The 24234-nt window shown below is 62.2% G+C and carries 22 protein-coding genes; 9 read left to right on the plus strand and 13 right to left on the minus strand.

Annotated features, from left to right (window positions below; genetic code table 11):
* The first annotated feature begins 200 nt into the window (after nucleotides 1-200).
* Complete coding sequence (locus O6760_RS13485) at nucleotides 201-1775, plus strand: acyl-CoA dehydrogenase family protein (RefSeq protein ID WP_269585876.1); 1575 nt, start codon at nucleotides 201-203, stop codon at nucleotides 1773-1775.
* A 623-nt stretch (nucleotides 1776-2398) separates the two neighbouring features.
* Here the strand turns inward: O6760_RS13485 and O6760_RS13490 are convergent.
* The 7 genes from O6760_RS13490 to O6760_RS13520 all read right to left on the minus strand — a co-directional run bounded on the left by O6760_RS13490 (nucleotide 2399) and on the right by O6760_RS13520 (nucleotide 9144).
* On the minus strand, nucleotides 2399-3391 hold the full coding sequence (locus tag O6760_RS13490; RefSeq protein ID WP_269585877.1) for a Gfo/Idh/MocA family protein: 993 nt from the start codon (nucleotides 3389-3391) through the stop codon (nucleotides 2399-2401).
* Nucleotides 3388-4299: a sugar phosphate isomerase/epimerase family protein gene (locus O6760_RS13495; RefSeq protein WP_269585878.1), complete on the minus strand. Its 912-nt coding sequence runs from the start codon at nucleotides 4297-4299 to the stop codon at nucleotides 3388-3390. Before O6760_RS13495 ends, O6760_RS13490 begins: the two co-directional genes overlap by 4 nt.
* Nucleotides 4296-5129, minus strand: a complete 834-nt coding sequence (locus O6760_RS13500) for a carbohydrate ABC transporter permease (protein ID WP_332306230.1) — start codon at nucleotides 5127-5129, stop codon at nucleotides 4296-4298. Before O6760_RS13500 ends, O6760_RS13495 begins: the two co-directional genes overlap by 4 nt.
* Nucleotides 5126-6043, minus strand: coding sequence for a carbohydrate ABC transporter permease (locus tag O6760_RS13505; RefSeq protein ID WP_269585880.1), 918 nt, complete (start codon nucleotides 6041-6043; stop codon nucleotides 5126-5128). The genes O6760_RS13500 and O6760_RS13505 overlap by 4 nt, the downstream gene beginning before the upstream one ends.
* 157 nt (nucleotides 6044-6200) lie before the next feature.
* Nucleotides 6201-7415 (minus strand): ABC transporter substrate-binding protein, encoded by a 1215-nt coding sequence (locus O6760_RS13510; RefSeq protein WP_269585881.1) that lies wholly within the window; start codon nucleotides 7413-7415, stop codon nucleotides 6201-6203.
* A 29-nt stretch (nucleotides 7416-7444) separates the two neighbouring features.
* Nucleotides 7445-8416 (minus strand): alpha/beta hydrolase, encoded by a 972-nt coding sequence (locus O6760_RS13515; RefSeq protein WP_269585882.1) that lies wholly within the window; start codon nucleotides 8414-8416, stop codon nucleotides 7445-7447.
* A complete protein-coding gene (locus O6760_RS13520) occupies nucleotides 8413-9144 on the minus strand; it encodes a GntR family transcriptional regulator (RefSeq protein ID WP_269585883.1) in 732 nt (243 codons plus the stop codon). Before O6760_RS13520 ends, O6760_RS13515 begins: the two co-directional genes overlap by 4 nt.
* Before the next feature lie 183 nt (nucleotides 9145-9327).
* Between O6760_RS13520 and O6760_RS13525 the strand changes: the two genes are divergently transcribed.
* From O6760_RS13525 to O6760_RS13560, 8 genes are all read left to right on the plus strand, one after another.
* Entirely contained in the window at nucleotides 9328-10395 is a 1068-nt protein-coding gene (locus O6760_RS13525) for an ABC transporter ATP-binding protein (protein ID WP_269585884.1), read from the plus strand.
* A 219-nt stretch (nucleotides 10396-10614) separates the two neighbouring features.
* A complete protein-coding gene (locus O6760_RS13530) occupies nucleotides 10615-11517 on the plus strand; it encodes a LysR family transcriptional regulator (protein WP_269585885.1) in 903 nt (300 codons plus the stop codon).
* Nucleotides 11518-11590: 73 nt separating this feature from the next.
* The gene (locus O6760_RS13535; RefSeq protein WP_269585886.1) at nucleotides 11591-12418 is read left to right on the plus strand and encodes a putative hydro-lyase; all 828 of its coding nucleotides are present in this window, start codon (nucleotides 11591-11593) and stop codon (nucleotides 12416-12418) included.
* 20 nt (nucleotides 12419-12438) lie between these two features.
* Entirely contained in the window at nucleotides 12439-13491 is a 1053-nt protein-coding gene (locus O6760_RS13540) for a TRAP transporter substrate-binding protein (protein ID WP_269585887.1), read from the plus strand.
* Nucleotides 13492-13509: 18 nt separating this feature from the next.
* Nucleotides 13510-14058, plus strand: coding sequence for a TRAP transporter small permease subunit (locus O6760_RS13545; protein ID WP_269585888.1), 549 nt, complete (start codon nucleotides 13510-13512; stop codon nucleotides 14056-14058).
* The gene (locus tag O6760_RS13550; RefSeq protein ID WP_269585889.1) at nucleotides 14058-15341 is read left to right on the plus strand and encodes a TRAP transporter large permease; all 1284 of its coding nucleotides are present in this window, start codon (nucleotides 14058-14060) and stop codon (nucleotides 15339-15341) included. The genes O6760_RS13545 and O6760_RS13550 overlap by 1 nt, the downstream gene beginning before the upstream one ends.
* Nucleotides 15342-15546: 205 nt before the next feature.
* Complete coding sequence (locus tag O6760_RS13555) at nucleotides 15547-16950, plus strand: asparagine synthase-related protein (RefSeq protein WP_269585890.1); 1404 nt, start codon at nucleotides 15547-15549, stop codon at nucleotides 16948-16950.
* A gap of 20 nt (nucleotides 16951-16970) precedes the next feature.
* Nucleotides 16971-17801: an FkbM family methyltransferase gene (locus O6760_RS13560; protein ID WP_269585891.1), complete on the plus strand. Its 831-nt coding sequence runs from the start codon at nucleotides 16971-16973 to the stop codon at nucleotides 17799-17801.
* A gap of 27 nt (nucleotides 17802-17828) precedes the next feature.
* Here the strand turns inward: O6760_RS13560 and O6760_RS13565 are convergent, their stop codons facing one another.
* The 6 genes from O6760_RS13565 to soxC all read right to left on the minus strand — a co-directional run bounded on the left by O6760_RS13565 (nucleotide 17829) and on the right by soxC (nucleotide 24216).
* Nucleotides 17829-18974 carry a glycosyltransferase gene (locus O6760_RS13565; protein ID WP_269585892.1) on the minus strand — a complete coding sequence of 382 codons (1146 nt, stop codon included), beginning with the start codon at nucleotides 18972-18974 and terminating at the stop codon, nucleotides 17829-17831.
* Between the two features lie 191 nt (nucleotides 18975-19165).
* On the minus strand, nucleotides 19166-20443 hold the full coding sequence (locus O6760_RS13570; protein ID WP_269585893.1) for an NAD(P)/FAD-dependent oxidoreductase: 1278 nt from the start codon (nucleotides 20441-20443) through the stop codon (nucleotides 19166-19168).
* 47 nt (nucleotides 20444-20490) lie between these two features.
* Nucleotides 20491-21171 (minus strand): c-type cytochrome, encoded by a 681-nt coding sequence (locus O6760_RS13575; RefSeq protein ID WP_269585894.1) that lies wholly within the window; start codon nucleotides 21169-21171, stop codon nucleotides 20491-20493.
* A 152-nt stretch (nucleotides 21172-21323) separates the two neighbouring features.
* Nucleotides 21324-21770, minus strand: coding sequence for a DsrE family protein (locus O6760_RS13580; RefSeq protein WP_269585895.1), 447 nt, complete (start codon nucleotides 21768-21770; stop codon nucleotides 21324-21326).
* Between the two features lie 84 nt (nucleotides 21771-21854).
* Nucleotides 21855-22958: a c-type cytochrome gene (locus tag O6760_RS13585; protein WP_269585896.1), complete on the minus strand. Its 1104-nt coding sequence runs from the start codon at nucleotides 22956-22958 to the stop codon at nucleotides 21855-21857.
* Nucleotides 22942-24216: a sulfite dehydrogenase gene (gene soxC / locus O6760_RS13590; protein WP_269585897.1), complete on the minus strand. Its 1275-nt coding sequence runs from the start codon at nucleotides 24214-24216 to the stop codon at nucleotides 22942-22944. Before soxC ends, O6760_RS13585 begins: the two co-directional genes overlap by 17 nt.
* Between the last annotated feature and the right edge of the window lie 18 nt (nucleotides 24217-24234).

Consider the following 24234-nt stretch of genomic DNA (forward strand, 5'->3'; position numbering starts at 1 on the left):
GCTATTTCCAACAACCGGTCCCACTCCTACAGCGTCATCCTGAGGAGGACCTTTAGGTCCGTCTCGAAGGATCGGCCACACATTCAGGCGCAAGCGGCCGATCCTTCGAGACGGGCTATCGCCCTCCTCAGGATGACGTTGGTGGGGGCAGAGAAGCTGCATCCCTTCGACTGGAAACCGGGCGCATGCGAGGATCGCTCATGAAACCGTTCTCCGCTCCGCTGGACGACATCCTGTTCTCGCTGGAACATGTCACCGGCGCACCGGTGCTGCCGCACTGGGACAGGGAGCTGGCCTCCGAAATCGGAGCGCATTTCGCCGCCTTCGCAGAAGAACAGCTGGCGCCGCTGAACGAGCCGGGCGACCGGCAGGGCTGCCGGCTGGAAAACGGCCGGGTGCGCATGCCGGACGGGTTCGTGGAGACCTATGCGGCCTATGCCGAGCAGGGCTGGCCGGGCCTGACCGTGCCGGAGGCTTATGGCGGGCAGGGGCTGGACGCGACCGTTTTAGCCATCACCTCGGAAATCTTCACCGGGGCGAACCACAGTCTTCAGATGGTGACGGGCCTGGTGCCGGGCGCCGTCAGCACGCTGCTGGATTTCGGCACCGAGGACCAGCGGGCCCGCTACCTGCCGGATTTTGCCTCCGGTGCGGCGCTCGCGACCATGTGCCTGACCGAGCCCGAGGCCGGGTCCGACCTGTCGCGGATCCGCTGCCGGGCCGAACGATCCGGCGAGACGTGGTTGCTCACCGGCGAGAAGATCTTCATTTCGGGTGGCGACCAGGACATGAGCGAAAAGATCCATCACCTGGTCCTGGCACGCACCTCCGATGACGGCCTCAGGGGCCTGTCGCTGTTTATTTGCCCTGGTACCCTGGGCGACGGCAGCCGCAACCATGTCTCCGTGACCCGCATCGAGGAAAAGATGGGTCTGCACGCCTCGCCGACCTGCCAGCTCAGCTTCGACGGTGCGGAGGCAGAACTGGTTGGCGAGGCCGGCGCCGGGCTGAAGGCCATGTTCACCATCATGAACCACGCAAGGACCGACGTGGCGCTGCAGGGCGTGGCCCACGCCGCCCGGGCCACCGATATTGCGCGCAGCTATGCCGCGGAGCGGGTGCAGGGGCGAGGGTCTGACGGTGCTCCGGTGACACTCGATCACCACGCCGATGTGCGGCGCATGCTCGACGAGATCGACGCGCTCGCCCTTGGCGCACGCGCGCTTGCGCACCTGACCCTGGTGACGATCGAGGCCGGCGAGGCCCCGGCACTCGCGGAGTTCCTGAAACCGGTTGCCAAGGTCTTTTGCACCGAAGCGGGCATGCGGGCGACCGAGACCGGCATGCAGGTGCTCGGCGGTTATGGCTACCTGAAGGAATATTTCCTGGAACAGGCCTATCGCGATGCCCGCATCGCCGCGATCTATGAAGGTGCCAACGGCATCCACGAGCGGTCCCTGGTCACACGTTTGCTGCCCGCGGATGCGGGCGAGGCATTCGAGGCTTTCCTCAAGAGCGAGTGCAACGCGCGCGGCCAGACGCATCCAGGACTGCTGGAGCGGATGCAATCGTGGGAGAACGCCCGCAGCCATGTGCTTGCGAGCACCGATCCGGCCGAGCTGGCCCACGTCTTCATGAAACTGACGGCGGACACGCTGGTCTCCTTCCTGTGGGCGCGCATGGCGGACGCGGCGGAGCATCATCCGGACCCTGCAAGGATCCGAAGGCTGGCGGAAAAGGCGCTGGCGCCGAAGGGGTTTTTGCCGGTGGGGTGAGGAGACTGGCGAGGGCATTTCCTGCTTCGTCATCCCATGGCTTGACCCACTGCAGTCCGGTTAAGCGCGGCTCAGTTTCTACAGGTCATTGATTCATTGTCGATAGTTACGCTTCTCCCGATCCGGGACACGCAGCGCCTTGCCACTTGCGCCCCTCTCCCCCTTGCGGGGGAGATGTCCGGGAACCGGACAGAGGGGGGGCGCAGCGGTTCCTCGAATTCGGAAAAGGTCTTGTCTGCCGAGAGGTTGAGCCCCCCCTCTGTCTCCTTCCGGAGACATCTCCCCCTCAAGGGGGGAGAGGGGAACAAGCGGCGAAACCTGTTTGCATACAGAGGCTCCTGCTTAAACAGGACAGCAGTGGGCTTGACCATGGGATCCATGCCGTAGCGTTGCCAGGTTGCAAGGCCTTACCGAAAGGTCGGGTCACGGCATGGATTGCCGGATCAAGTCCGGCAATGACGAAGGAAGCGAAGGCGTGACAGGAATACCTAGCCGGCAAATCAGGCGCGCGAAATGCACCTGGTCGACTTGAGAACCCGTCTTTGGAAGGGGCTAAACCCTCAGGCCCTGGGCTGAACGGTTCGATGTCCTGCGAACCCGAAACCGCCTGACACTTCCGGGCGTCAGAGCAGGCCGATCATCCGTTCCAGGTTCTCCATGGCGCGAATGCCCGCACCGATATCCGGTGCGGCCGATTTCTCTCCCTTGAGCGCCGCCGCCACATCGGCGATGAGGGCATGATAACCCTTGTGGTCTTCGTTGGCGGCGGCCGTGAAATTCGGTGTCCAGGAGAGCGTGTCGGTGTGGTCCGACAGGGTTGCGTCGGGGTCATCGGCCTTGAAGGGCGGATCACGGTAACAGGCGACGTTGATGACGTTGTCGACCTCCAGACGGATGTGGTTCCCCATGATCTGGATCGCTTCCATCGGCGTGCCCCTGGACTGGACCGTGCCCATGACGATCGTGCCGATAACGCCGTTAAGGCACTCGAAATTGAGATGGAACAGCAAATGTCCCGGTTCCGGCTCGACCTTTCTTACTGCCATGTCCTTGAAATTTTCACCGGCAAACCACGGGATCAGGTCCATGTAGTGGACACAGTGATGAAGAAAGAAACCGCTGTAGTCGACCTCGCCGGCAAAATAGGTCGGCGCGGTCATGTAGGTTCCGGTGATGCCGAGAACCTTTCCGAATTCAGGGCCCTTCAGAACGTTGCCGGCAATGCGGTTGCCCGTTGAATAACGTTTCATGAAGCCGACGAGGACGGGCTTGCGGGCGCGTTTCGAGGCGGCTGCAATCTCCGATGCGGCGGCAGCGGTCTTCGCCGGAGGTTTTTCCAGAAACACCGGCAGTCCGCGATCGAGTGCCGCGATCGAGGCCGTGTGGTGAAGTTCGGGTCCGACCGCCATGCCGATTGCATCCAGGTCTTTGTGCGCGATCAGGTCCCGGTAATCCTGGTAGACCGCTTCGGCGCCGTATTGCCAGGCGGCGCTGGCGGCCGCGGCCTGGTTGACGTCACAGACGGCCGCGACCTTGATGCCGTTGCGGCCCAGCTGGGGCATGAGCATCTGGGTTGCGTGGCGGCCACAGCCGATCCAGCCGATGTTGAGGGTCATTGGGCAGCCTCCGCCAGGTTGAGGCAGGACCGGATCAGCGCGAGACCGGCGGTCAGTTTGTCGGTTTCGTCCTCCCGCGGTGCGCGCCAGTGGGCGATGGGCAGGCCGACGCGGTCGTCGTTCCTGCGGAAAGGCTCCAGCGATACCGGACCGCGATAGTCGATGTCGGCGAGGGCTTTCATGATGACGGGCCAGTCGAGATGCCCCGTGCCGGGAAACCCGCGATGGTTCTCGTTGGCCTGGAAATGCACGACACGCCGGCCGGCCGCCCGGATCGCATCGGTGATCGAGCGTTCCTCCATGTTCATGTGGAACGTGTCCAGCACGAGGCCAAGGCCGGAATTGCCGACGGCATCACAGATCTCAATGGCCTGCCGCGTTGTCGAGGCAATATCGGTTTCGAAGCGGTTGAGGGCTTCCAGGGCGAAGACGCAGCCCTCGTCCGCTGCGCGCGGGGCAACCGCGGCAAGGCCCTCGACCGTCCGGTCGGCGCGCCTTTGAATGTCATCGTCGCTCCAGGCAACGGGGGCACGCCCGGCGAAGACGAGCGGTTCGCCGTAAAGCGGACCGCCAATAATCCTCGCATCAAGGGCTTTCGCGACATCGACGCAGCGATTGAGGTATTCGATCCCGCCGAGCCTGCACTGCGGGTCTGCGCTCGCGATGGAACGCTGGAGATTGACCCGGGCGGCCAGAACGACATCGAGATCCGCGTCGCGCAGCGCCGCAGCCGTTTCGTGAAGATCGAGATCATCCTCAGGCTCCGGAACCAGAAGCTCCACGAAGTCGAAGCCGAGATTCCGGATCTGTTGGAAGATGCCAAGGCTGGCGCGCGTAAAGGGCCGCACGAACTGCATGGAAATGATGCCGACGGGGTTGTTCACGTTGAAAGGCCTTTGCGTTGTCATCCCTTGACCGCGCCTTGCGTAAGGCCGCTGATCAGGCGTTTCTGGACGATGAGGAAAAGAATGGTTGCGGGCATCGCGCCGACGATCCCGCCGGACGTCAGCAGACCCCACTCGACTTCGTATTCGCCGATGAGGGTCTGGATGGCGACCGTGATCGGTCTGACGTTCTGACCGCCGAGCGTGAGCGCGTAGAGATACTCGTTCCACGCGGTGATGAAGATGTAGATGCCCGTGGCGATGATGCCGGGCGTGCACAGGGGAAGCACCACCCGCCAGAGTGCACCAAGCCGGCTGCAGCCATCGGTCATCGCCGCCTCGTCAAGGCTTCTGGGAATGCCGTTCATGTAACTGGTCATCATCCAGACGGAGAAGGGAATTGCGACGGTCGCGTTGGCGATGATCAGCGCGAGATGGGTGTCGAGAATGCCGAGCACGCGCATCATCACGAAAAGCGGCAGGATCAGGAGCACCACCGGGAACATGTTTATGACCAGGAACTGGAGCAGCAGATAGCGTTTGCCGCGGAACGAGAAGCGGGAAAACGAATAGGCTGCCGTCACGCTCAGGCTGAGGCCGACAAGAACGGTTCCGGACGCGATGATGAAGGAATGGACCAGGTTCGTCAGAAAGCCGACGGTCGAAAACAGGCGGATGTAGTTTTCGACCGTCGCGCCGGCGAAGCTCGGTCCTTCCGTAAAAAGCAGTTTCTCCGATGTCAGCGAGGTCAGCAGCATCCAGAGATACGGCCCCAGCGTGAAGGCCAGGATGGCCAGCATCGGCAGGTCGACCGTCAGAAGGCGTTTGGTGAGTGATTTGCGCCCGACCATCAGTTGACCGTCCTTCCCGCGCGGCGGAGATAGACAATCACCAGCCCGAGCAGCATGAGGGTGAACAGGACGGCAAGCGACGACCCGTAACCGAAGTCGAGATTGGTGCGTGCCTTGATGAAGGCGTAGAGAGGCAGCGTGTAGGTGGAATAGCCGGGGCCGCCGCCCGTCATCACGAAGATGACATCGATGGAGTTGGCCACCCAGATGGTTCGCAACAGAACGGCGGTTACCAGTACGCCCGAAATGCCCGGCAGGGTGATGTGCCAGAACTGGCGCAGCTTGCCTGCGCCGTCCAGGGAGGCAGCCTCGTAATAGCTCTTGGGGATGGACTGCAGACCGGCGAGGATCATCACGGCGAAGAAGGGAAATCCCTGCCAGGTGAGCGTCAGGATGATGGCGTAGAGGGCGGTGTCCGGATCCGCCAGCCAGGGCACGGAGGACCTGATCAGGTCGAGCCTCAGCAGGAATTCGTTGAGGATGCCGTAGTTGGCGTCATAGATCCACACCCACATCAACGCGATCACCACGCTCGGCAGCGCCCAGGGAATGATGATCAAGGCCCTGGCGAGCGGACGCCAGGGGAATTGCTGATTGAGAAGAAGGGCCGTGGCGAGGCCGAGCAGAAGCTGGGCAGGGATCGTCAGCGCGATCCAGATGACCGTGTGCTTCAGCGAGATCCAGAAGACCTCGTCCTGGAGCGCGGCAGCAAAGTTCTTCAGACCGACAAAGGTGAAGTCCTTCGGTTTCCAGAGGATATAGTCGTGCAGGCTCATCCAGGCTGCCTGGATCATCGGAAAGAACACGATGGCAAGCGTAACCAGGACAGCTGGCGACAGCAGCGCGTAGGGGAGAACCCGCCGGGCCAGTGCTGTGCGGCCAGGCACTTGTGCTGCCGGTTCGTTCAGGGTGTGCATGGTCAAGGATCCGCTGTGGTACGGAAACGCCTGTTCCGTACTCAGTTCCGTTTTCTGCCGCCGGTGCGCGGCGGTTGCTGTTCAGGGGGCGCCGGGAGGCTCCGGTGGGGCAAACCGGCCACCGCGCGGATGGCGCGGTCTGCCCCGGGGGAGGAACCTACTTGTTGTAGAGTTCGTCGATCTTTTCGTTCATCTCGCCCGCGGAGATTTCACCGGTCAGAGCCCGCTGCATGTTGACCGGCCAGACCGTGTTGACGAAATCCGAGGTTTCCGGAACGTTCGGCAACAGGTTGGCGAAGGGCAGCGACTGTACCGTGGCGTCGACGAAGCGCTTTTCATGCAGCTTCCAGCCTTCGGAATCGGTCTTCGTCACCGGCAGCTGGCCGGTTGCCTTGTTGAATTCCGCGTTGTTGCCGGCGGTCGACAGGAAGGAAATCCATTTCCAGGCTGCATCCTTGTTCTCGGCCGAGGAGAACACCGCGGTGGATTCGTCTCCAAAGGCGGTCCATCGGCCGCCGCCGCACTCCGGTACCGGAGCCGCGGACACGGCGTCGCCGAGTGCTTCGACCATGCCGTTCGAAGAGCCGATATGGTGGATGGTCATCGCGGTCTTGCCCGCCTTGAATGCCCCCGTGACTTCCTTGAAGCCGTCATTTGGGGCGGACGGCGGAAACGCCTTGTCCTTCTGGAAGAGGTCGACAACGAACCGGGTTCCGGCGACACCGGCATCACTGGTCAGGCTGCCGTCCGAAAAGTCGACCCCGCGGGAGAGCACGAGACTGCCCCAGTGGTCGTGGCCGCCCTTGCCGCCCCGAAAGCCGAAGCCGTAGACATCCATCTGGCCGTCGCCGTCGGTGTCGCGCGTGAGTTTCATTGCGGCGTCGCGGAATTCGTCGCACGTGGCCGGAACGGTCAGGCCGACTTCCTCGAACATGTCCTGACGGTAATAGAGATAGAGCACGACGTACTGGATCGGCAGATAGTAGTTGTTGCCGTCGGACGCCTTGGTGAGATCCAGGAGATTGTCCTGCAGGTCGGCCTTGCCTTCCCACGCATCGATCCGGTCACCGATCGGCTCAAGGGCACCCATTTCCACCAGGCGTGGTTGGGCAAACATCTTCACCATGGCCGCATCCGGTGCGTTGCCGGCAACGATGGAGGTATAGAGATTGTCGTAATAGGAATTCCAGGGGACGTTCTCGGCCTCGACTTTGATGCCGGGGTTTTCCTGCTCGAACTTTTCAACCAGTTGCGACATCGGGTTGTCGGCATTGTCGAAGTGATACCAGAACCGGACGGTTTCATCCGCCCTTGCGGCCGTGGTTCCGGCAAGAAGTCCCACCGCCAGAGCGGCCGATATGAGTTTTGACATTTGTTCCTCCACTTGGTTTTGCGTTTTGATCAGGACCCTGTCAGTTCGCGGAAAGCCCTCCCGGCTTCCCTCGCAGCCTTGCGGGCCTCGGGCAGTTCAAGGCTCATTTGCATGAAGCCGTGGACGACGCCCGGATACAGGCTGTACGGGTCGGTCCTGCCGAGGCTGCGAAGCCGGTGGACCAGGTTTTCGGTATCCGAGCGAAGGGGGTCGATGGCCGCCGCGCTCAGGTAAAGCGGTGGCAGGTTTTTCAAGGCGCTGTCCGATGCCCGCAGGGGTGAAACCAGAGGATCGGTCCTGATGCCTGGCCCGGATGCGTACCAGTCCCAGTAGCGCATCATCTTGGCGCGGGTCAGGCCCGGGCCCTCTTCATGGTCGCGATAGGACGTGGTTTCGAAGTCGGCGTCATAGACACCGTAGAACAGGAGCGCGGCATCCGGGCGTGGCGCCTTTTCCTCCTGGAGCATGAGCAGGAGCGCCAGGGCGAGATTGGCGCCGGCGCTGTCCCCAGCAAGCGCACGCGGCCCGCTGCATCCGGAAAGGTCCGGATGACCGGATGTGACTGCGTTCCATACTGTCCGGCAATCGGTGAGACCGGCGGGGAAAGGGGATTCGGGAGCCAGGCGGTAGTCGAAGGTCAGGACATGCGCACCGGCCTCGACCGCGAGCAGGCGGGCGGCGCGTTCATGTGTTTCCATGCTGCAGAAGGCCCAGCCGCCGCCGTGTATGAAAATGATCAGTCCGTCGGCATTTTCGGGGCTCAACAGGCGGCCGGAAATGGCGTGGCCGTCGGAGGCCGGTATCGAAAGTCCGCGGCCGGCGAGGTCGGGCAGGTCGCAGTTCCAGCGCGCGTTGGTGTGCGCGGCAAGCGCCCGCCCTTCAGCGGCCGGCAACAGCGTCGGATCCCCCAGGCCTGCGTCCTCGACAGCAAGGCGGTCAAGAACCCAACGCATGCGTTTGGAGGGGACGAGATCGGCGTCCGTGGGCTGCGGCAGGGTCATGCGGTTTCGGGCCCCGTCCTGCTGTCGACAGAGACGATGCTGGGTCCGAAATCGACGATCGTGGTGATATGGTGCGACAGTGCCTTGACGGCCTCGCGTTCATCGCCTGCCGCCAGGGCATCCAGGATGGCAACATGACGTTCGGCCGTCTCGACGAGCCCGCGGTTGGGCTCGGAATTCAGGATCTTGTACCGGTGGTTGTGAATGAGGCACCGGCGCAGGATCGGGCGGACGGTCGGCATGTCCGCGGCATCATAGAGATTGAGGTGAAAATTTCGGTCGTGAAGGGAGAGACCGTATTCGTCCCCTTCCTGTGCGGCCTTGCGCATGCCGTCGAGATCGGCTTCCAGTTCCTTGCGCAGCATCGGGCCGAACCGGTTCAGGACACGGGCAACGCCGCGGCATTCGATGTCGCGCCGGATCAGGATCAGTTCATGGGCGTCCTCGCTGCGGCTGTCTGCCACGAGCGTGCCCCGGTGCGGAAGCCGATCCACGAGACCGTCCGTCTCCAGAAACATGAGGGCCTCGCGCACGGTGCTCTGGCTGCATTCGAAACGGTTGGCCAGGTCCAGCTCCAGCATGGCCGCACGTGGCGGCAGGTTGCCCAGCATGATGTCCTTCTGGATCGCCTCGAAAATCGCATGGCTGCGCTTGACGGTGCGTTTCGGTTGAAGCCGGGCGCGCCCGGAGCCGCCACCATCCTGATTGTCAAAACTTTCCGCTGCCATCGCGTCTATCTACCGCTTGATTATCGATAACGTTATCGATAATCTAACGATAATTATCGCGAGGCGCAAGCGGAAGCGTCGCCGAATTTCAGACGCCGTTCCGCAAAGGGATGGAAAACGAGACAATCCCCGTCCTTGCGGGAAAGGTGAAAGCCGGTGCGCCATGAGGCGCGGGAGGATAGTTTGGCCGACATACAACTTGAGAAAATCGTGAAGAACTACGGTGCCTTCGAAGCCGTCAAGGGGATCGACCTGGAGGTCCGGGACGGCGAGTTCGTGGCATTTGTCGGTCCGTCCGGATGCGGCAAGAGCACGCTCCTGCGCATGATCGCAGGTCTCGAGGAGATCACGGGCGGCGCGTTGCGGATCGGCGGCACGCTGGTCAATGATACGGAGCCGAAGGACCGGGACATCGCAATGGTGTTCCAGGATTACGCGCTTTATCCGCACATGTCCGTTGCCGACAACATCGGTTTCGGATTGCGCATGCGCGGGATGAGCGCCACGGAACGGCGTGAACGGGTGGAGGAGGCGGCGGCAATCCTGCAAATCACCCAGCTGCTCGACCGCAAGCCGGGGCAATTGTCGGGGGGGCAGCGCCAGCGTGTGGCCATGGGTCGGGCGATTGTCCGCAGACCGAAGGTGTTCCTGTTCGACGAACCTCTTTCAAACCTGGATGCCAAGCTGCGTGTCGACATGCGAACCCAGATCAAACGGCTGCACAGCCTGCTGAAAACCACGATGATCTACGTGACACATGACCAGGTGGAGGCCATGACCCTTGCCGACCGGGTGGTCATCCTCAAGGATGGCGAGGTTGTACAACAGGGGGCTCCCGTCGATGTGTACACTGTTCCCGGAACGCGCTTTGTCGGCGAGTTCATCGGTTCGCCGAAGATGAATGTGCTGGCAGCGAGGTCCGCTGCTCGCGATGGCGCCAGTGCCGCGATTGTCGGAGACAGCCAGATCACGCTTGCGGACAGGAACCTTCAGGCTGGACGGGATATCCTTTTCGGCGTGCGCCCGGAGCATCTGACCCGCTGCTCCGAGGAGGAAGCCATGTTCCGCACCACGATCGACGTGCTTGAACCGCTTGGCTCGGACACGATGGCGATCTGTATGCTCGGGGACCAGGAAATCACTGCCAGGCTGGAGCCGGACCCGGCTCTTCGCCCCGGTGCGCCGCTGGATCTCAAGGTGAAGGCCGCGGACATACACCTGTTCGACGCTGAAACGGGCCTGCGCATCTGAAGCCGAGCGGTGCGGCTGTGTCGGACCAGGTGACGGACTCCTAAATGAAGATGAAATGGTTTGAGGCGAATTGGTCTTCATCAAGGAGCGAAAGCGCAGGAAATGTGGTTCATTTTCAAGCCCTTCGCGACTCGTTTTCATTTCTGAGTCCGTCACCTGGCCTTTCATTCCAAATGATGATCGCGCAGAGTGGCGTCACGACAACAGAAGGCTTTCCGGATGCATCCGCTCAATCTCGATCAGTTGAGGGCGTTTCTCGCCGTTGTCCGTCACGGCGGCGTCAACAAGGCGGCGCATATCCTGAACCTGACGCAACCGGCGGTGACCACGCGGCTGAAGCGGCTGGAGGAATCGCTCGGAACGGAACTGTTCGAGCGTTCGCCCGGCCGCCTCAAGCTGACCAAGCGCGGCGAGCTGCTGCAGTCCTTTGCCGAGCAGTTCGAGCGCCTCTCCGACAAGGTCGAGGAAACCGTGGTGGCTCCGGAAGGCATCGACCGGCATTTGCGCATCGGCGCGTCGGAGACCATCGCGCAGTGCTGGTTGCCGGACCTGGTTGCGTCGCTGAGGGCCGACTATCCGAACCTGATCGTCGAGATCAATGTCGACATCTCGGTCAATCTGCGTGCCGGCCTGATCGATCGGGAGATCGACCTTGCGCTGTTGCTCGGGCCGATCTCCGAATATTCCGTCGACAATGTCGAGCTGCCCGGGTTCGAACTGGCCTGGTATGTCCAGGCCGGGGAGGGGGCGGCCGACGGGGCGGTGCTGCTCCGGGACAAGCCGGTGATCACCTATGCCCGTCACACACGCCCCTATCGCGAGCTGAAGACCCTGCTCCAGGAGCGGGTCGCGACCGATGTCCAGCTGTTCCCGTCCTCCTCGCTGTCGGCCTGTTTCCGGCTGGTGGAGGCCGGGCTGGGCGTCGCGGCGCTGCCCAGGGCCCTGGCGCGTCCTTATGTCGAGGGCGGCCGGATCATGGAATTCGACCCCGGTTTCGTGCCGGACGCCCTGCGATTTTCGGCCAGCTATCTCGGCGATCCGCGCAGCCATGTCGTCGCGGCCGCCGCGCGGAAGGCGCTGCAGGTCGCCGAAGCCTACTCAGGTTATAAAAATCCTTTATAAAAAATCCCAAGAAACTTCAATTTGAGTTTATGAACGTGCTGCGGGACCCTTTCCGGACTGGAGGACCCCGCCCGTGTTGCAGAGTTACGAATCCCTTCGACAGGAAAGCATTGCCGCCGTCAGAACGCAGATCCGCGCGGGCTGCTACACGTCGCACACCGCCGGGCTCGGCAGAAATCTTTTACAGGCGAACCTCGCCATCATCCCGCAAGACTTCGCGCTTGATTTCATGCGCTTCTGCCAGCGCAACCCGAAGCCCTGTCCGCTGATCGGGGCGTCCGACACCGGCAATCCGATCCTGTTCACGCTCGGCCGGGACATCGACATCCGCACGGACGTGCCGGCCTACAACGTCTATCGCGGCGGGCAGCTCGAATGCTCCGTGACGGAAATCGGCGGCCTGTGGTCGGATGACCTGGTCGCCTTCGCGCTCGGCTGCTCCTTCACCTTCGAGCATGCCCTGATCGAGGCGGGGTTCGATCTCTGGCACATCAGCAACAATGTCACCGTGCCGATGTACCGCTCCGGCATTGAGACGGTCCCGGCAGGACCGTTTCGCGGACCGATGGTGGTTTCCATGCGCATGATCCCTGAGGAACGGGTCGCGGAGACGATCGCGATTTCCGCACGTTTTCCGCTGGCGCACGGCTCGCCGGTTCATGTCGGCGACCCGTCAGCCATCGGCATTTCCGACATTTCGGCACCTGACTGGGGAGACAGTGTGCCTCAGCCGGCGGGACATGTGCCGGTTTTCTGGGCCTGCGGGGTCACCCCCCAGGCCGTCATCCAGCAGGCGGCACTGCCGCTTCTGATCACACACAAGCCCGGGCACATGCTGATCACGGACGTGCCCGATACGGCGGAAATTCCAATCATAACAAGCAAGAACATGCCAAAATGAAACCTTCACGGAGTGGAACCATGAAAAAGATCCTGCTTTCCCTGATGGCCTCGGCGGCCCTTTCCTCACCGATTCTTTCCTCATCGGCCCTGGCCGAGGACCTGTCGGTTGTCGGCAGCTGGTCGAGCCTGCCGCTGCACAAGGAGTTCGAGGCGCCGTTCTGGCAGACGAAACTGCCGGAGGCTTCCGGCGGTGAAATCGCCACGACGGTGACCACCCACAACCAGATGAATCTCGGTGTCGGCGAGGTCTTCCGCCTGCTCGGCCAGGGGGTCTTCGATGTCGGCATGACGGTGGCCGATTATGCGGTTGCCGATGCGCCGGAACTGGAAGGGCTTGACGTGCCGCTGGTGGCCATGTCCGCCGACAAGGCCAAGGCGGCCGTTGAGGCGGCCCGGCCGATGGTCGAAGAAATCTTCGAAAAACGCTTCAATTCCAAGGTCCTGGCGATCGCACCCTATCCGCCGCAGGTTGTGTTCTGCAATGCCGAGGTCGGTTCGCTGGACGATCTGAAAGGCCTCAAGGTTCGTGCATCGGGCCGGATGACGGCCAAGTTTCTCGAGGCGCTGGGCGCCGAAGGCATCACGGTGTCCTTTTCCGAAGTGCCGGGCGCGCTTCAGAAAGGCGTTGTCGATTGCGCGGTGACAGGCGCCGGATCGGGCTACAGCGCCGGATGGTGGGAAGTCTCCACCCACCTGTTGCCGATCCCGCTCGGCGGCTGGGACCCGGTGGTGACCGCGATCAATCTCGACAAGTGGAACGCGCTCGGCGACGACACAAAGGCCTTGATCGAAAAAGAGATCGCCAGCCAGTTCGAAGCCCCGGCCTGGGCGGTCGCCGAGGGCGCGCTCGCCAACGACATTGCCTGCCTGACCGGCAAGGGCGACTGCGCCTCCGGTGACAGCCGTAACATGGTGCTGGTTGAAGCCAGCGACGGCGACATCGAGCGCGCCCGCGAGATCCTGCAGACCGTGGTGCTGCCGGAATGGGCGGAGCGCGCGGGCGGAGACTGGGCCGCGCGCTGGAACGACAGTGTCGGCGCCGTTGTCGGTGTCACCATCAAGACCAACTAACGGATGGGAGAGGTCAAGGTGGCGGAGACGCTTCTATCAGTCCTGTCCCGGATCAACCGGGCCGTCGCGATTGCCGTCGGCCTGTTGTTCCTGACCTGTGCAGGACTTGTTCTCATTGATATTGGTCTCCGCCAGCTTGGCGCTTCCCTCGGTGGCACGGACGAGATTTCCGGCTACGTGATGGCCATCGGCACGGCCTGGGGCATGGCCTTCGGCCTGACCGAGCTGTCTCACATCCGGATCGATTTCCTGAGGCGTTCCGTGGGCCTGCCGAAGGGGAGGGCCATTCTCGACCTGTTGTCGATTTTCACTCTCGCGAGCACCATCTCTGTGCTTGCGCTGAAATGCTGGCCGGTGGTGGCAACCACCTTGCGCAATTCCTCTCATGCCAACACGCCGCTGGAAACGCCGCTGGCGCTGGTGCAACTGCCCTGGTTTGCGGGCTGGGTCTGGTTCGCGGTGACCGCGTGGCTGACCCTGGTCGCGGCACTCCTGCTGATCCTTCAGGGAGAGTTCTCGAAATCCGAACAGGCCATCGGTGCCTTTCCGGAAGAGGAGACCGTCTGATGCTCTCCTTTGTCTCCATCGGTCTGCTCGGGTTGCTGACCCTGTCCATCCCGGTCGGCATTGTCCTGTTCCTCCTCGGCTTCGGCGTCGACCAGTTCTTCAGTCCCTTTCCGCTGACGCGCGGCCTCGGCTCCATGGTCTGGTCCACCTCCGAAAGTTCCGCGCTGATCGCCATTCCCTTCTTTGTCATGCTGGGCGAGATCCTGGTGCGCACCGGCATTGCTGCGAGGACCTATTCGGCGCTGGACCGTTGGGTCTCCTGGCTGCCGGGCGGGCTGGTTCATGCCAATGTCGCCACCGCGACCATGTTTTCGGCAACGTCGGGTTCGTCCGTGGCGACCGCGGCAACGGTTGCGACGGTGGCCATGCCCCAGGCGGACCGGCTCGGCTACGATCCGAAGCTCTTTTCCGGCGCGATTGCCGCCGGCGGCACGCTCGGCATCATGATACCGCCGTCGATCAACCTGATCGTCTACGGCTTCCTGACCCAGACCTCCATTCCGCAACTGTTCCTGGCCGGTCTCCTGCCCGGGGTGCTGCTGGCGCTCGGCTTCATCGTGGTGACGGCGCTGGTCTGCATGGTCCAGCCGAAGCTCGGCGGCGCGCGGCGCATCTTTCCGATCACGGAGATGCTGCGGGGATTGGCGGATCTGCTTCCCATCATCCTGCTGTTCTCGGCCATTATCGGCTCGATCTACAAGGGATGGGCAACCCCGACCGAAGCAGCCTCCGTGGGTGTCGCCGGGGCGCTTACCATCGCGGCGCTGTTCGGCGGCCTCAGCGCGCGCATGATCGGCGAGGCCATTATCGGCACCGTGAAAGTCACCTCGATGATCATGCTTGTGGTGATCGGCGCGTCCTTCCTCAACTTTACCCTGTCGGCCGCCGGCCTGTCCCAGGAGCTGCGCGGGTTCCTGGAAGGGCTCGGTTTCGATCCGCTGGCGACGCTCCTGGTGATCGTGGCGATGTATATCGTGCTCGGCTTCTTCATCGAGACGCTGTCCCTGATGGTGATCACCATCCCGATTGTGGTGCCGATCATCGTCAGCCTCGGTTACGACCCGATCTGGTTCGGAATTCTGATGATCGTGCTGATCGAGATGGCGCTGATCACACCGCCTGTCGGGCTCAACCTGTTCGTGGTCCAGGGCGCGCGCAAGGGTGGCTCGATCGCCGAGGTCATGCTGGGCGCGACACCATACGTACTGGCCATGCTGGCCATGGTCGTCGCCCTGATCGCAGTGCCGGAGATCGCCCTCTACCTGCCGGCGGCGATGCGCTAGGGGCCTGACCTGTCCCTCTGCCTGCACACCACCTTGCCGGCCGGTCAGCCAGTCTGACCGGCCGGCCCTTTTGTGTCGGTCGGGTCAGGCGGGTTCGAGGGGCTTAAATGCGACTTCAGCCTTGCATTTCCGAGCCGAAAGGCACACTAAGGCGACTGGCGCTCCGACAAGGGCCGCGAGCGGCCCGCCAAGACCACGGACCAGAATGTGTAGCTTCGTTTTTTCGACCATCCAGCCGACGACGACCGAGTTCAACCGGATCATGGCGCTGCGCGGTCCGGACTTCACCCAGAGCCATACGATCGAAGGCTGTTTCTTCTGCCACAACCTTCTGTCCATGCGCGGGGACTATGTCGGCCAGCCCTATGTCGCCGATACCGAGGACGTGGTCGTCATGTTCAACGGCGAGATCTACAGCTGCCCGGAGAGCTATGCGAGCGAAGCGCGCTACCTGTACGATCTCTACAAGGATAAGGGCGCGGACTGTTTCAAGGACCTCGACGGCGAGTATGCCATCGTTATCGTGGATTTTCGCGAAAAGGTCGTGCATGTCGCACGCGATTGCTTCGGCACCAAACCGATGTTCTTCGGTGCCAAGGGGGATGAGTTCGGCTTTGCCAGCTATCGCGATGCCCTGCTGGTGCTCGGTTTTGACGAGGTCCGGCCGCTGAAGCCGAACCGTGCCGTCGAATACAGCCTGGACCGGACCCGGATCCTGGAACGCGAGATCTACACGTTCAATCTGGCCCAGTTCAGGACGGACATGTCCGGCTGGTTCGATGCTTTCGACCGCGCGGTCGCCAAGCGGGTCAGGCACATGAAGGGACGGGCTTTTGTCGGACTGTCCAGCGGCTATGACAGCGGCGCGATCGCGGCCTCGCTGATCGCCCAGGGCAAGGAATTCATGAGCGTCACCGTCGAGGGGCGCGAGGACCCGGATGTTGTGGCCGGCCGGCTGGCCGCCGTAAGGGCATCGGGAAACGAGGCGATTACCCTTCCCGACAAGGACCTCAATGTCGAGGAACTGCGCCAGTGGCTTGACGACAATGTCGAGGACCAGCCCTATTTCATCATCAATGACAGCGGTGAACGGGTCGAGGTCGGCAAGAGCGTGCACAAGGACAAGGCCGCGCTGATCCTGGCTGGCGTCTGCGGCCGCGCAAAGGAGGCAGGCGCGCTGGTGTATCTGTCCGGCAGCGGGGCGGATGAGATTGTTTCCGACTACGGCTTCGACGGCCAGAAATTCTTCGCGCACAGCAACTTCGGCGGCAAGTTCCCGAACAATCTGCTCGGCCGTTTCCCCTGGTCGTCCTTCTTCGGCAGCACGCAGGCGGCTTATCTGGCCAAGGAGGAGATGGTTGCCGGCTCCTTTGGAATGGAAGCGCGCTATCCGTTCCTCGATGTGGAAGTGGTTCAGGAATTCCTGAACCTCAAGGCCGAGGTCAAGAACCGGCTCTACAAGTCGGTGATCCGTGAATACCTGACCCACCGTGACTTCCCGGTGAAGGAAAACGTCAAGATCGGCTTCGGCTTTCAGGGCAAGAAAAAGAAGAAGAAATCTGTCTGGAGCCGGGCCGCGAAAAAACTGCGGTTCTGGAAACGGCGCTGACCGGGCACAATGAGACTGGAATGACCTTGAAGTTTATCGAAAAGATCAGGAAGCGCCGGGTGAAGCGGTGCAGGAAGGCCTTGCTCAGGTCAACCGGCAACAACTATGCGGACCTGTTCAACAGGAAGGCCGGCATGCTCGGTGTCGCGGCGAGAGCGTCCTGGGACGGGCACAGATACGCGGTGACCGACAATGACATGCCCGGGTTGACCTATGTGTTCCGCCACGAAAAACAGGGACACCTGGCCTATTCGGAAGGATTTGTGGCGCGGGCGGAGAATCTCGGGCAGGCCTATTTTCTGGACAGCATCGATTTCAAGGACGGCGACACGGTCTTCGATTGCGGCGCCAATCTCGGTGACCTGATGCTGTGGTTCAGACACAAGGGCCTTGCCGTCAACTATGTCGGTTTCGAACCGAGCCCGGTCGAATACGACTGCACGCGGCAGAATGTTGCTCCGCATACCGTGCACAATGTCGGACTGTGGAATGCGGATGACGAGCTGACTTTCTATGTCAGCTCTCAGGGGGCGGATTCCAGCCTGATCGAACCGGCGGAATATGATGAGAAGATCACCGTCCAGACCAAGCGGATCGAGAGTTTCGTTAGAGGCAACGTGAAACTGCTCAAGCTCGAGGCGGAGGGCGCCGAACCGGAAATCCTCGAAGGGGCAGGCGACGCGCTCAAGGACATCGAGTACATCTCGGCCGACCTTGGCTTCGAGCGCGGAAAGGCGGCGGCAAGCACGCTCGTGCCGGTGACCAACTTTCTCCTGTCGCGGAACTTCGAACTGATGAATGTCAGCCACAGGCGGATCTGTGCGCTGTTCCGCAACAAGGCCTTCGGCTGAGACCGGTCCCGGTCAGGTCCGTTCGGCTCAGGTCCGGACGGCGCTTTCCAGAACCGCTTCCACCCGCTTGATCAGGCGGCGGTTGTCGAGATTGGCAACCGCAAAGTCCCGCGCGGCGGCGGCGACTTCAGGGGCATTGATCTCGCCGGAGAGCGCCGAGCGGATCAGGGCGCGGTAACCGTCCAGGTCCATTTCATCGACCAGAAATCCGGTCTTGCCTTCCTCGATCAGGTCGGGAATGCCTGCATGGCGTGTGGCGATCACGGTACAGCCGCAGGCCAATGCTTCCTGGATTGAGGTCGGCGCACCTTCCGCGTCGCCGCCGGGGCTGGTCACCGAATGCTGCAGGAAGAATTCCGCCTCGCGCAGATATTTCAGCACGTTTTCATGCGGCTGCTCGGTGTGCAGCGTAACCTGGTTCTCCATGCCTTCCCGGCGAACGATCTCCCGGCAGGCCTCCAGCATCGGGCCCCCACCCAGAACATTGAGCGTTGCGTCCGGAAAGCCTTTCGCTTCCTTGCAGAAAGCCTCGACCGTCAGATCCGGCCGTTTCTTTTCGATAAGGCGCCCGACTGCAATGAAGGACAATTTTTTCTTGGTGGAGGGGGTGAACCTGTCTGTGTTCACGCCGCTTGGAAAGACATGGCTGTTGGGATGCTCCAGACCGTAATGGGCCAGATTGCGGCGCAGGTAGTCGGAGACGAAAAAGACGCCGGTCATCTTCCTGAACGCTCTGTGGGTGAGGTTCCGCTGGCGCTTGGACCGGACACGCATCGTAGCGTCATAACCTCTGTAATAGGTGAAGATCGGCAGGCCGCGGTCGCCGATGGCCTCCGCGACATCCACGCCGATGCAGCCGAACTCACAGAGAATCACATCGGGTTTTTCGCGGTCGAGAAAGTCCAGGATCGCTTTTCGTTCACTTCCGAAAATGCTGTAGGCCGGCAGCTTGCGGAGTTTGTTGGACACCTTGATGACCGGACCCACCACAGCGTCGTAGAGGCCGCGCCGGATCTCGTCGCGAACCAGGCGCGGCCGTTCGACGGATTTGAATTCCCTTTCATCAATCACGCAGGCACAGGAATTGCCGTCGAACATGTTGTCGATATGGAAATTCACCATCGTGTGGTGCCGGTGCATGTACGAATAGGTGAAGATGCAGACTTTGGTCACGAGCGGGCCGATCGAAGCAGAGTATCAGTGGCCGGAACGCGGCATAGCGTCCGGTCCGCGGCCAAGCCGGACCAGTATCAGGCGTGTCGTGGCTTGTCAGCCCCCATGTGCGCAAGATGCGGAGACGGGGTTGCGGCACGCAACCCGTTTTCCCGCGGCCGGAAACGCCGGCCGCGGGCGGCGCGTTCGGATCACGCGCCGAAGATGTCGGCGGTGATGCCCTTGTACCAGCCGACGGATTCCTCGTAGGTCGCCTGTCGCAGGGCGGCATCCTCTCCGGTCTGGGATATGAATTTCGACGTGGACGCGATCTTTTCATCCGTCGGGGCATATTGGGCACCGACCTTCACGCCGTCATTGGTTTCGATCAGGCTCCAGCAGGTGTTGGAATATTTCGCCGGGAACACCTTGGACCCGACCAGGTCGCCCCGGACCGCCATGGCGGCAACTTTCGCCTGGCTGTTGGCCGAGAATCCGGACTTGGGCATGTCGCCGGCAATCGAGGCGTCACCGATGACAAAGATGTTCTCGTCCGCCGCGGACCGCATCGATTTCGGGTCGATCGGGCAAAAGCCGGTGTCATTGGTGAGACCGGTCCTGGCGGCGATCATGCCCGCCTTCTGGGCCGGGATGACATTGACCAGGTCGCCCCTGAAGGTGTCGAAATCCGTTTCGACTTCTCCGCTGTCCGCACTGACGCTGAGGATGCCGCCATGCACATCCGGTCCGTACCATTCGATCATGCCCGGATAGTGCTTCTCCCAGCCTTCGGTGAAGAGTGCCTGCTTGGAAAAATTGGGCTTCGGATCGATGATGATGATCTTGGCATCGGTGAAGCCCTTTTCCTTCAGGACATGGGCCATCATCGACGCCCGCTCATAGGGTCCGGGCGGGCAGCGGTACGGGTTCGGGGGCGTGACCATGACGATCTGCTGGCCGTTTTCGATGGCGTCCAGCTTTGCCTTCAGGAGCTGCGTCTGTGGCCCGGCCTTCCAGGCGTGCGGCATGATTTCCGCTGCTTCCTCCGAATAGCCTTCGACACTGTCATAGATGAGATCGATGCCGGGCGCGACGATCAGCCGGTCATAGGGCACCTTTGAGCCGTCTGCCATGACGACTTCCCTGGCGTCCCGGTCGACGGCGTCGGCCATGCCGTTGACGATGCTGATGCCGTAGTTGGAGGCCAGTGTGTCGTAGCCGTGGGTGATGGAATTGAAATCCCGGTAGCCGCCGAGATAAAGGTTGGAGAAGAAGCAGGTCGTGTATTTCGGATTGGCCTCGATCAGCGTGACGTCGAGATCCTCGCCGGCGTCCTTGGCCATGTAGCGGGCGGCGGTTGCCCCGCCGGCGCCACCGCCGATGACGACGGCACGGGGCTTTCCCTGTGCCCGGGCGTAGTAGGGCATCGCCAGGGTCGAGGCTCCTGCTCCGGCGAGCAGGCCGAAGGTGCGGCGTGTCAGATTTGGCATTTCCTTCCTCCCTATGGGCAGCGGGCGGCCCGGTTTTCCAAATGTTTCTACTGCGGGTCGAGCGAGCCGAAGTAAGCCGCCAGTGCTGCTATTTCCTCGTTGCCGAGATTGACCGTCATGTTCTGCATGACCTGATGGCTGCGGACGTTGGTCTTGTATTCGAAGAGCGCCCGGATGAAGGGTTCCCTCGGCCATCCGATGATCGAGGGAATGCCGTCGGCGCGGCCCGAAACCTGATGGCAGGTCACGCATTCGCTGGCCAGGTATTCGCCGTATTCCGGGTCACCCGTAATATGCATGGCGGCAGAGCCGATCTCCGGACGTTCCGCGCCGGCGGTCGTCGGATCGGCGGCCGGGGCTTCGCGTGACAACGCCTTCAGATAGGCGATCACGTTTCCCCGGTCCCGATCGTCCTTCATGCCGAGATAGGACATGCGCGTGCCGGGGACATAGGCACGCGGTTTTTCAAGGTACTGATCGAGCGTGAATTCGTTCCAGGCGAGGCCTTGCCGGCCAAGCGTCTTCATGGCGCTGGAATACTTGAAGCCTTCGATGGTTCCGGCCTGGCGCCCGAACAGACCGTCCAGATGCGGACCGACACCGTTGCGGGCTCCGGCGCCGACCTGGTGACAGGACTTGCAGGCCCGGAAAACCTGTTCACCCTTCACCGGGTCGCCCTGCTGGGCAAGGGCCGGTGCCGTGAGGGCCAGTCCTGAAAATATAACCATCAGAAGGAACGGAAGCGCCCGAATAATCGGTCCTGGCCGGTGCGCGTGAAAAGTCCTGCTTGCCAACGTCCGTCCCATTCCGGGTCCTCCCAAACCCGTTTCCGTCACTCCCGCGCGGGTGAGTTTCCTGCGCGGGAGGTCTTCTTGAGCGCTCAGGGCCTCAAGATGGTGTAGCCGTTTCCATCGAGTTCCATCAGGGCAACGGCACCCGCCGGGACGATCTCGACACCTTCCAGCAACACAATGTCCTTGCCGGCTTTTTTCGTCATGGCCTGAAGGGTGTTGTTACAGGCCTCGAACGTAACATTCGGCATGCTCTGCGCAAAGGATTTCATCCGGTCCGATACCGGAGAGGTGTCGGAGCGGAACATGTGCAGACCCTGGTTGAAGGCGACGACCTTGATGTCGACCTCTTCGCCCATGTCCGTGTAGTGACGCGCGACATTGGCGGCCACGTTGAGCACCGTGTTCATTTTCTGCGGGTCGTTGTCGGTGATCTGAAGTGCAAGTTTGTGGACGCCTTCGTCGGCGAAAGCCGATCCGGCGAGTGTCAGCACCACGGACAGTGCCATTGCCAGTCTTGAAACCAGTCTCATCATTCCCTCCCTGTTCGTCTCCGCCGCACGGAGACAGTGTCATGCGGCCGGCGCTGTTCTTTTTGCTTTGCCGGCCGCAAAACCGTGTCAGTCGACGCCTCCGACGCCGGCTGCCTCGTCGTCATCGACCGAGCCGGGCGTCACGTCGAGAATGCGGGCGCGCATGGTGATTTCCACGGCGTCTGCCTTGCAATCGCTCATGCAGGGGTCACCCTTCTGCGCGTAATGTTCCTCTTCCGCGCGGTCGTCTGCAATGAAGTTTTCCTCGTTGGGCAGCCGGATCTCGGTGAAGTTCTCGTTGGAGAGTTCGAAATCCTCGTCGGTGACCACGTCATTGAGGTAGAGCAGGTAGGCCGTCAGCGCGTAGACCTCGTCATCGGACAGGGAACGCGCGTTGCCGTAGGGCATTGCCCGGCGGACATAGTCGTAGACGGTCGACAGATACGGCCAGTAGGAACCGATGGTCTTTTCGGGACGGTCTTCCCGCAAAGTGTCGTGGCCACCGGCCAGGACGGGCCAACGGCCGACGCCTTCACCGAAATCACCGTGGCAGACCGCGCAGTTTTCGGAGTAGATCGGCTCACCGTCGGCGACCGTTCCGGATCCCACAGGCAGACCTGTTCCGTCCGGACGGATGTCGATGTCCCAGGCAGTGACCTCTTCGGCCGTGGCCTCGCGCCCGAGACCGAAGACGCCGCCGTCACGGGTCGATGACACAGGGGCTGCCGCCGGCGCGGCCACAGCCGTTTCGGTTTCTTCCGGTGCGGACGGTTCGGCCGAGCTCTGGTCCTGTTGCGCAGGGGCCGCGCTTGAGAAAGTCGCCAGATAGGCGATCACGTTGTCCAGGTCTTCCTGCTTCCGGAGACCGGCAAAGGCCATGCGCGTGCCCTTGACCATGTCACGCGGTTTCGCCAGGTACGTGGCCATGGTGGCTTCGTCCCAGACGAGACCCTCTTCGCCTGCGGCAGTCATCGCCTTGGAGTACTTGTATCCGTCGATCGAGCCGGCAGTCCGGCCGAAAACCTCGTTCAGCTGCGGGCCGACCTTGTTCTTTGCGCCGTCACCGACCGCATGGCAGGCGGCGCATTTCTTGAAGACCCTTTCGCCCTTTGCGGCATCGCCGGCGCTGGCCAGGCCCGGCAGGGCGGCAAGGACGGTTCCCAGCCACAGTGCTTTAAGAAACTTCGACATTTTCCACCGTCCCGTCTGCTTTGACATACCAGGTCTGGATGCCGTTGTTGTGATAGATCGAGTTCTCGCCGCGGGCGGCACGCAACTCGTTCTTGGTCGGCTGGTAGAAGCCGTTCTCATCCATTGCGCGGGACTGGATCAGAAGATCGGAGCCGTCCCAGTCGATGTCGAGATAGAACCGGTGCAGCGCCTTGGGCAGGCTCGGGCCGTCGATCCGGGCGGTCTTCCAGTTGCGGCCGCCATCGATCGAGACATCCACGCGGGTGATGCGGCCGTTTCCGGACCAGGCAACACCGGAGATCACCAGCGGTCCCTTGCCGTGGGTGATCGGCGCCTGGGGGCTTGGACTGGTGACGACGGACTTGGCATCCATCACCCAGGTGAAACGGCGTGCTTTCCCGGTTTCCAGGAGGTCGGTGTATTTGGAGGTTTCCTCGCGCTGGTGCCAGGGTTGGTCACCGACCTCGAGGCGGCGCAGCCACTTGACCCACATGTTGCCTTCCCAGCCGGGAACGACCAGGCGCAGCGGATACCCCTGTTCCGGCCGGAGTGCCTCGCCGTTCATCTTGAAGGCGACCAGGCAGTCGTCGAGGGCCTTTTCCATCGGAATGGAGCGCGTCATGGCCGAGGCATCCGCGCCTTCCGGCATCACCCACTTGGCATTGGTCTTGATGCCGGCCTCTTCGAGGATCAGCTTCAGCGGCACGCCGGTATACATCACGCAGTGGACCATGCCGTGGGTGAACTGGCAGCCATTGAGCTGCGAGCCGCGCCATTCCATGCCGGAATTGGCGGCGCATTCCAGGAAATAGACCCGGTTTTCCCGCGGGAACCGTTTCAGGTCCTCCATGGTGAAGACCAGCGGCGTGTCGACGAGGCCGTTGATCATCAGCCGGTGGTCGGCGGGATTGATCTCGGCAATGCCGCCATGGTGGCGCTCGAAGCACAACCCGTTCGGCGTGAGGATGCCGTCGAGTTCATGCAGCGGCGTGAAGTTGACCGAGCTTTCGGTCGAGGCGGTCAGCCATTCCACATCGCGGCGCACGACGTTGCTCTCGAATTCGGAAGGCGTGCCGTAGGGCCGGGCCTGGACGCCGTCGCCGAGATAGCGGTTCCAGTCCTGGACCTCGGTGATCAGGGGGTCGCCGGCGGCCTTTGCGGCACCGGCGGAACCGGCAACGGCGCCGGCCGCCAGACCCGCCTTGAGGAGGGAGCGGCGGGAGAGATTTTGCGGGGGGGAACCCTTGGTATCACTCATGGGGGTGTCCTTAGGATT

It is taken from the genome of Roseibium sp. Sym1 (assembly GCF_027359675.1).
Taxonomy (GTDB): Bacteria; Pseudomonadota; Alphaproteobacteria; order Rhizobiales; family Stappiaceae; genus Roseibium.

Bases quoted from the DNA above. Each gene is read 5' to 3' on its own strand.
- O6760_RS13485 (WP_269585876.1), top strand. From the start codon at position 201: ATGAAACCGTTCTCCGCTCCGCTGGACGACATCCTGTTCTCGCTGGAA.
- O6760_RS13490 (WP_269585877.1), bottom strand. From the start codon at position 3,391: ATGACCCTCAACATCGGCTGGATCGGCTGTGGCCGCCACGCAACCCAG.
- O6760_RS13495 (WP_269585878.1), bottom strand. From the start codon at position 4,299: ATGACAACGCAAAGGCCTTTCAACGTGAACAACCCCGTCGGCATCATT.
- O6760_RS13505 (WP_269585880.1), bottom strand. From the start codon at position 6,043: ATGCACACCCTGAACGAACCGGCAGCACAAGTGCCTGGCCGCACAGCA.
- O6760_RS13510 (WP_269585881.1), bottom strand. From the start codon at position 7,415: ATGTCAAAACTCATATCGGCCGCTCTGGCGGTGGGACTTCTTGCCGGA.
- O6760_RS13515 (WP_269585882.1), bottom strand. From the start codon at position 8,416: ATGACCCTGCCGCAGCCCACGGACGCCGATCTCGTCCCCTCCAAACGC.
- O6760_RS13520 (WP_269585883.1), bottom strand. From the start codon at position 9,144: ATGGCAGCGGAAAGTTTTGACAATCAGGATGGTGGCGGCTCCGGGCGC.
- O6760_RS13530 (WP_269585885.1), top strand. From the start codon at position 10,615: ATGCATCCGCTCAATCTCGATCAGTTGAGGGCGTTTCTCGCCGTTGTC.
- O6760_RS13540 (WP_269585887.1), top strand. From the start codon at position 12,439: ATGAAAAAGATCCTGCTTTCCCTGATGGCCTCGGCGGCCCTTTCCTCA.
- O6760_RS13550 (WP_269585889.1), top strand. From the start codon at position 14,058: ATGCTCTCCTTTGTCTCCATCGGTCTGCTCGGGTTGCTGACCCTGTCC.
- O6760_RS13555 (WP_269585890.1), top strand. From the start codon at position 15,547: ATGTGTAGCTTCGTTTTTTCGACCATCCAGCCGACGACGACCGAGTTC.
- O6760_RS13560 (WP_269585891.1), top strand. From the start codon at position 16,971: ATGACCTTGAAGTTTATCGAAAAGATCAGGAAGCGCCGGGTGAAGCGG.
- O6760_RS13570 (WP_269585893.1), bottom strand. From the start codon at position 20,443: ATGCCAAATCTGACACGCCGCACCTTCGGCCTGCTCGCCGGAGCAGGA.
- O6760_RS13575 (WP_269585894.1), bottom strand. From the start codon at position 21,171: ATGGTTATATTTTCAGGACTGGCCCTCACGGCACCGGCCCTTGCCCAG.
- O6760_RS13580 (WP_269585895.1), bottom strand. From the start codon at position 21,770: ATGATGAGACTGGTTTCAAGACTGGCAATGGCACTGTCCGTGGTGCTG.
- O6760_RS13585 (WP_269585896.1), bottom strand. From the start codon at position 22,958: ATGTCGAAGTTTCTTAAAGCACTGTGGCTGGGAACCGTCCTTGCCGCC.
- soxC (WP_269585897.1), bottom strand. From the start codon at position 24,216: ATGAGTGATACCAAGGGTTCCCCCCCGCAAAATCTCTCCCGCCGCTCC.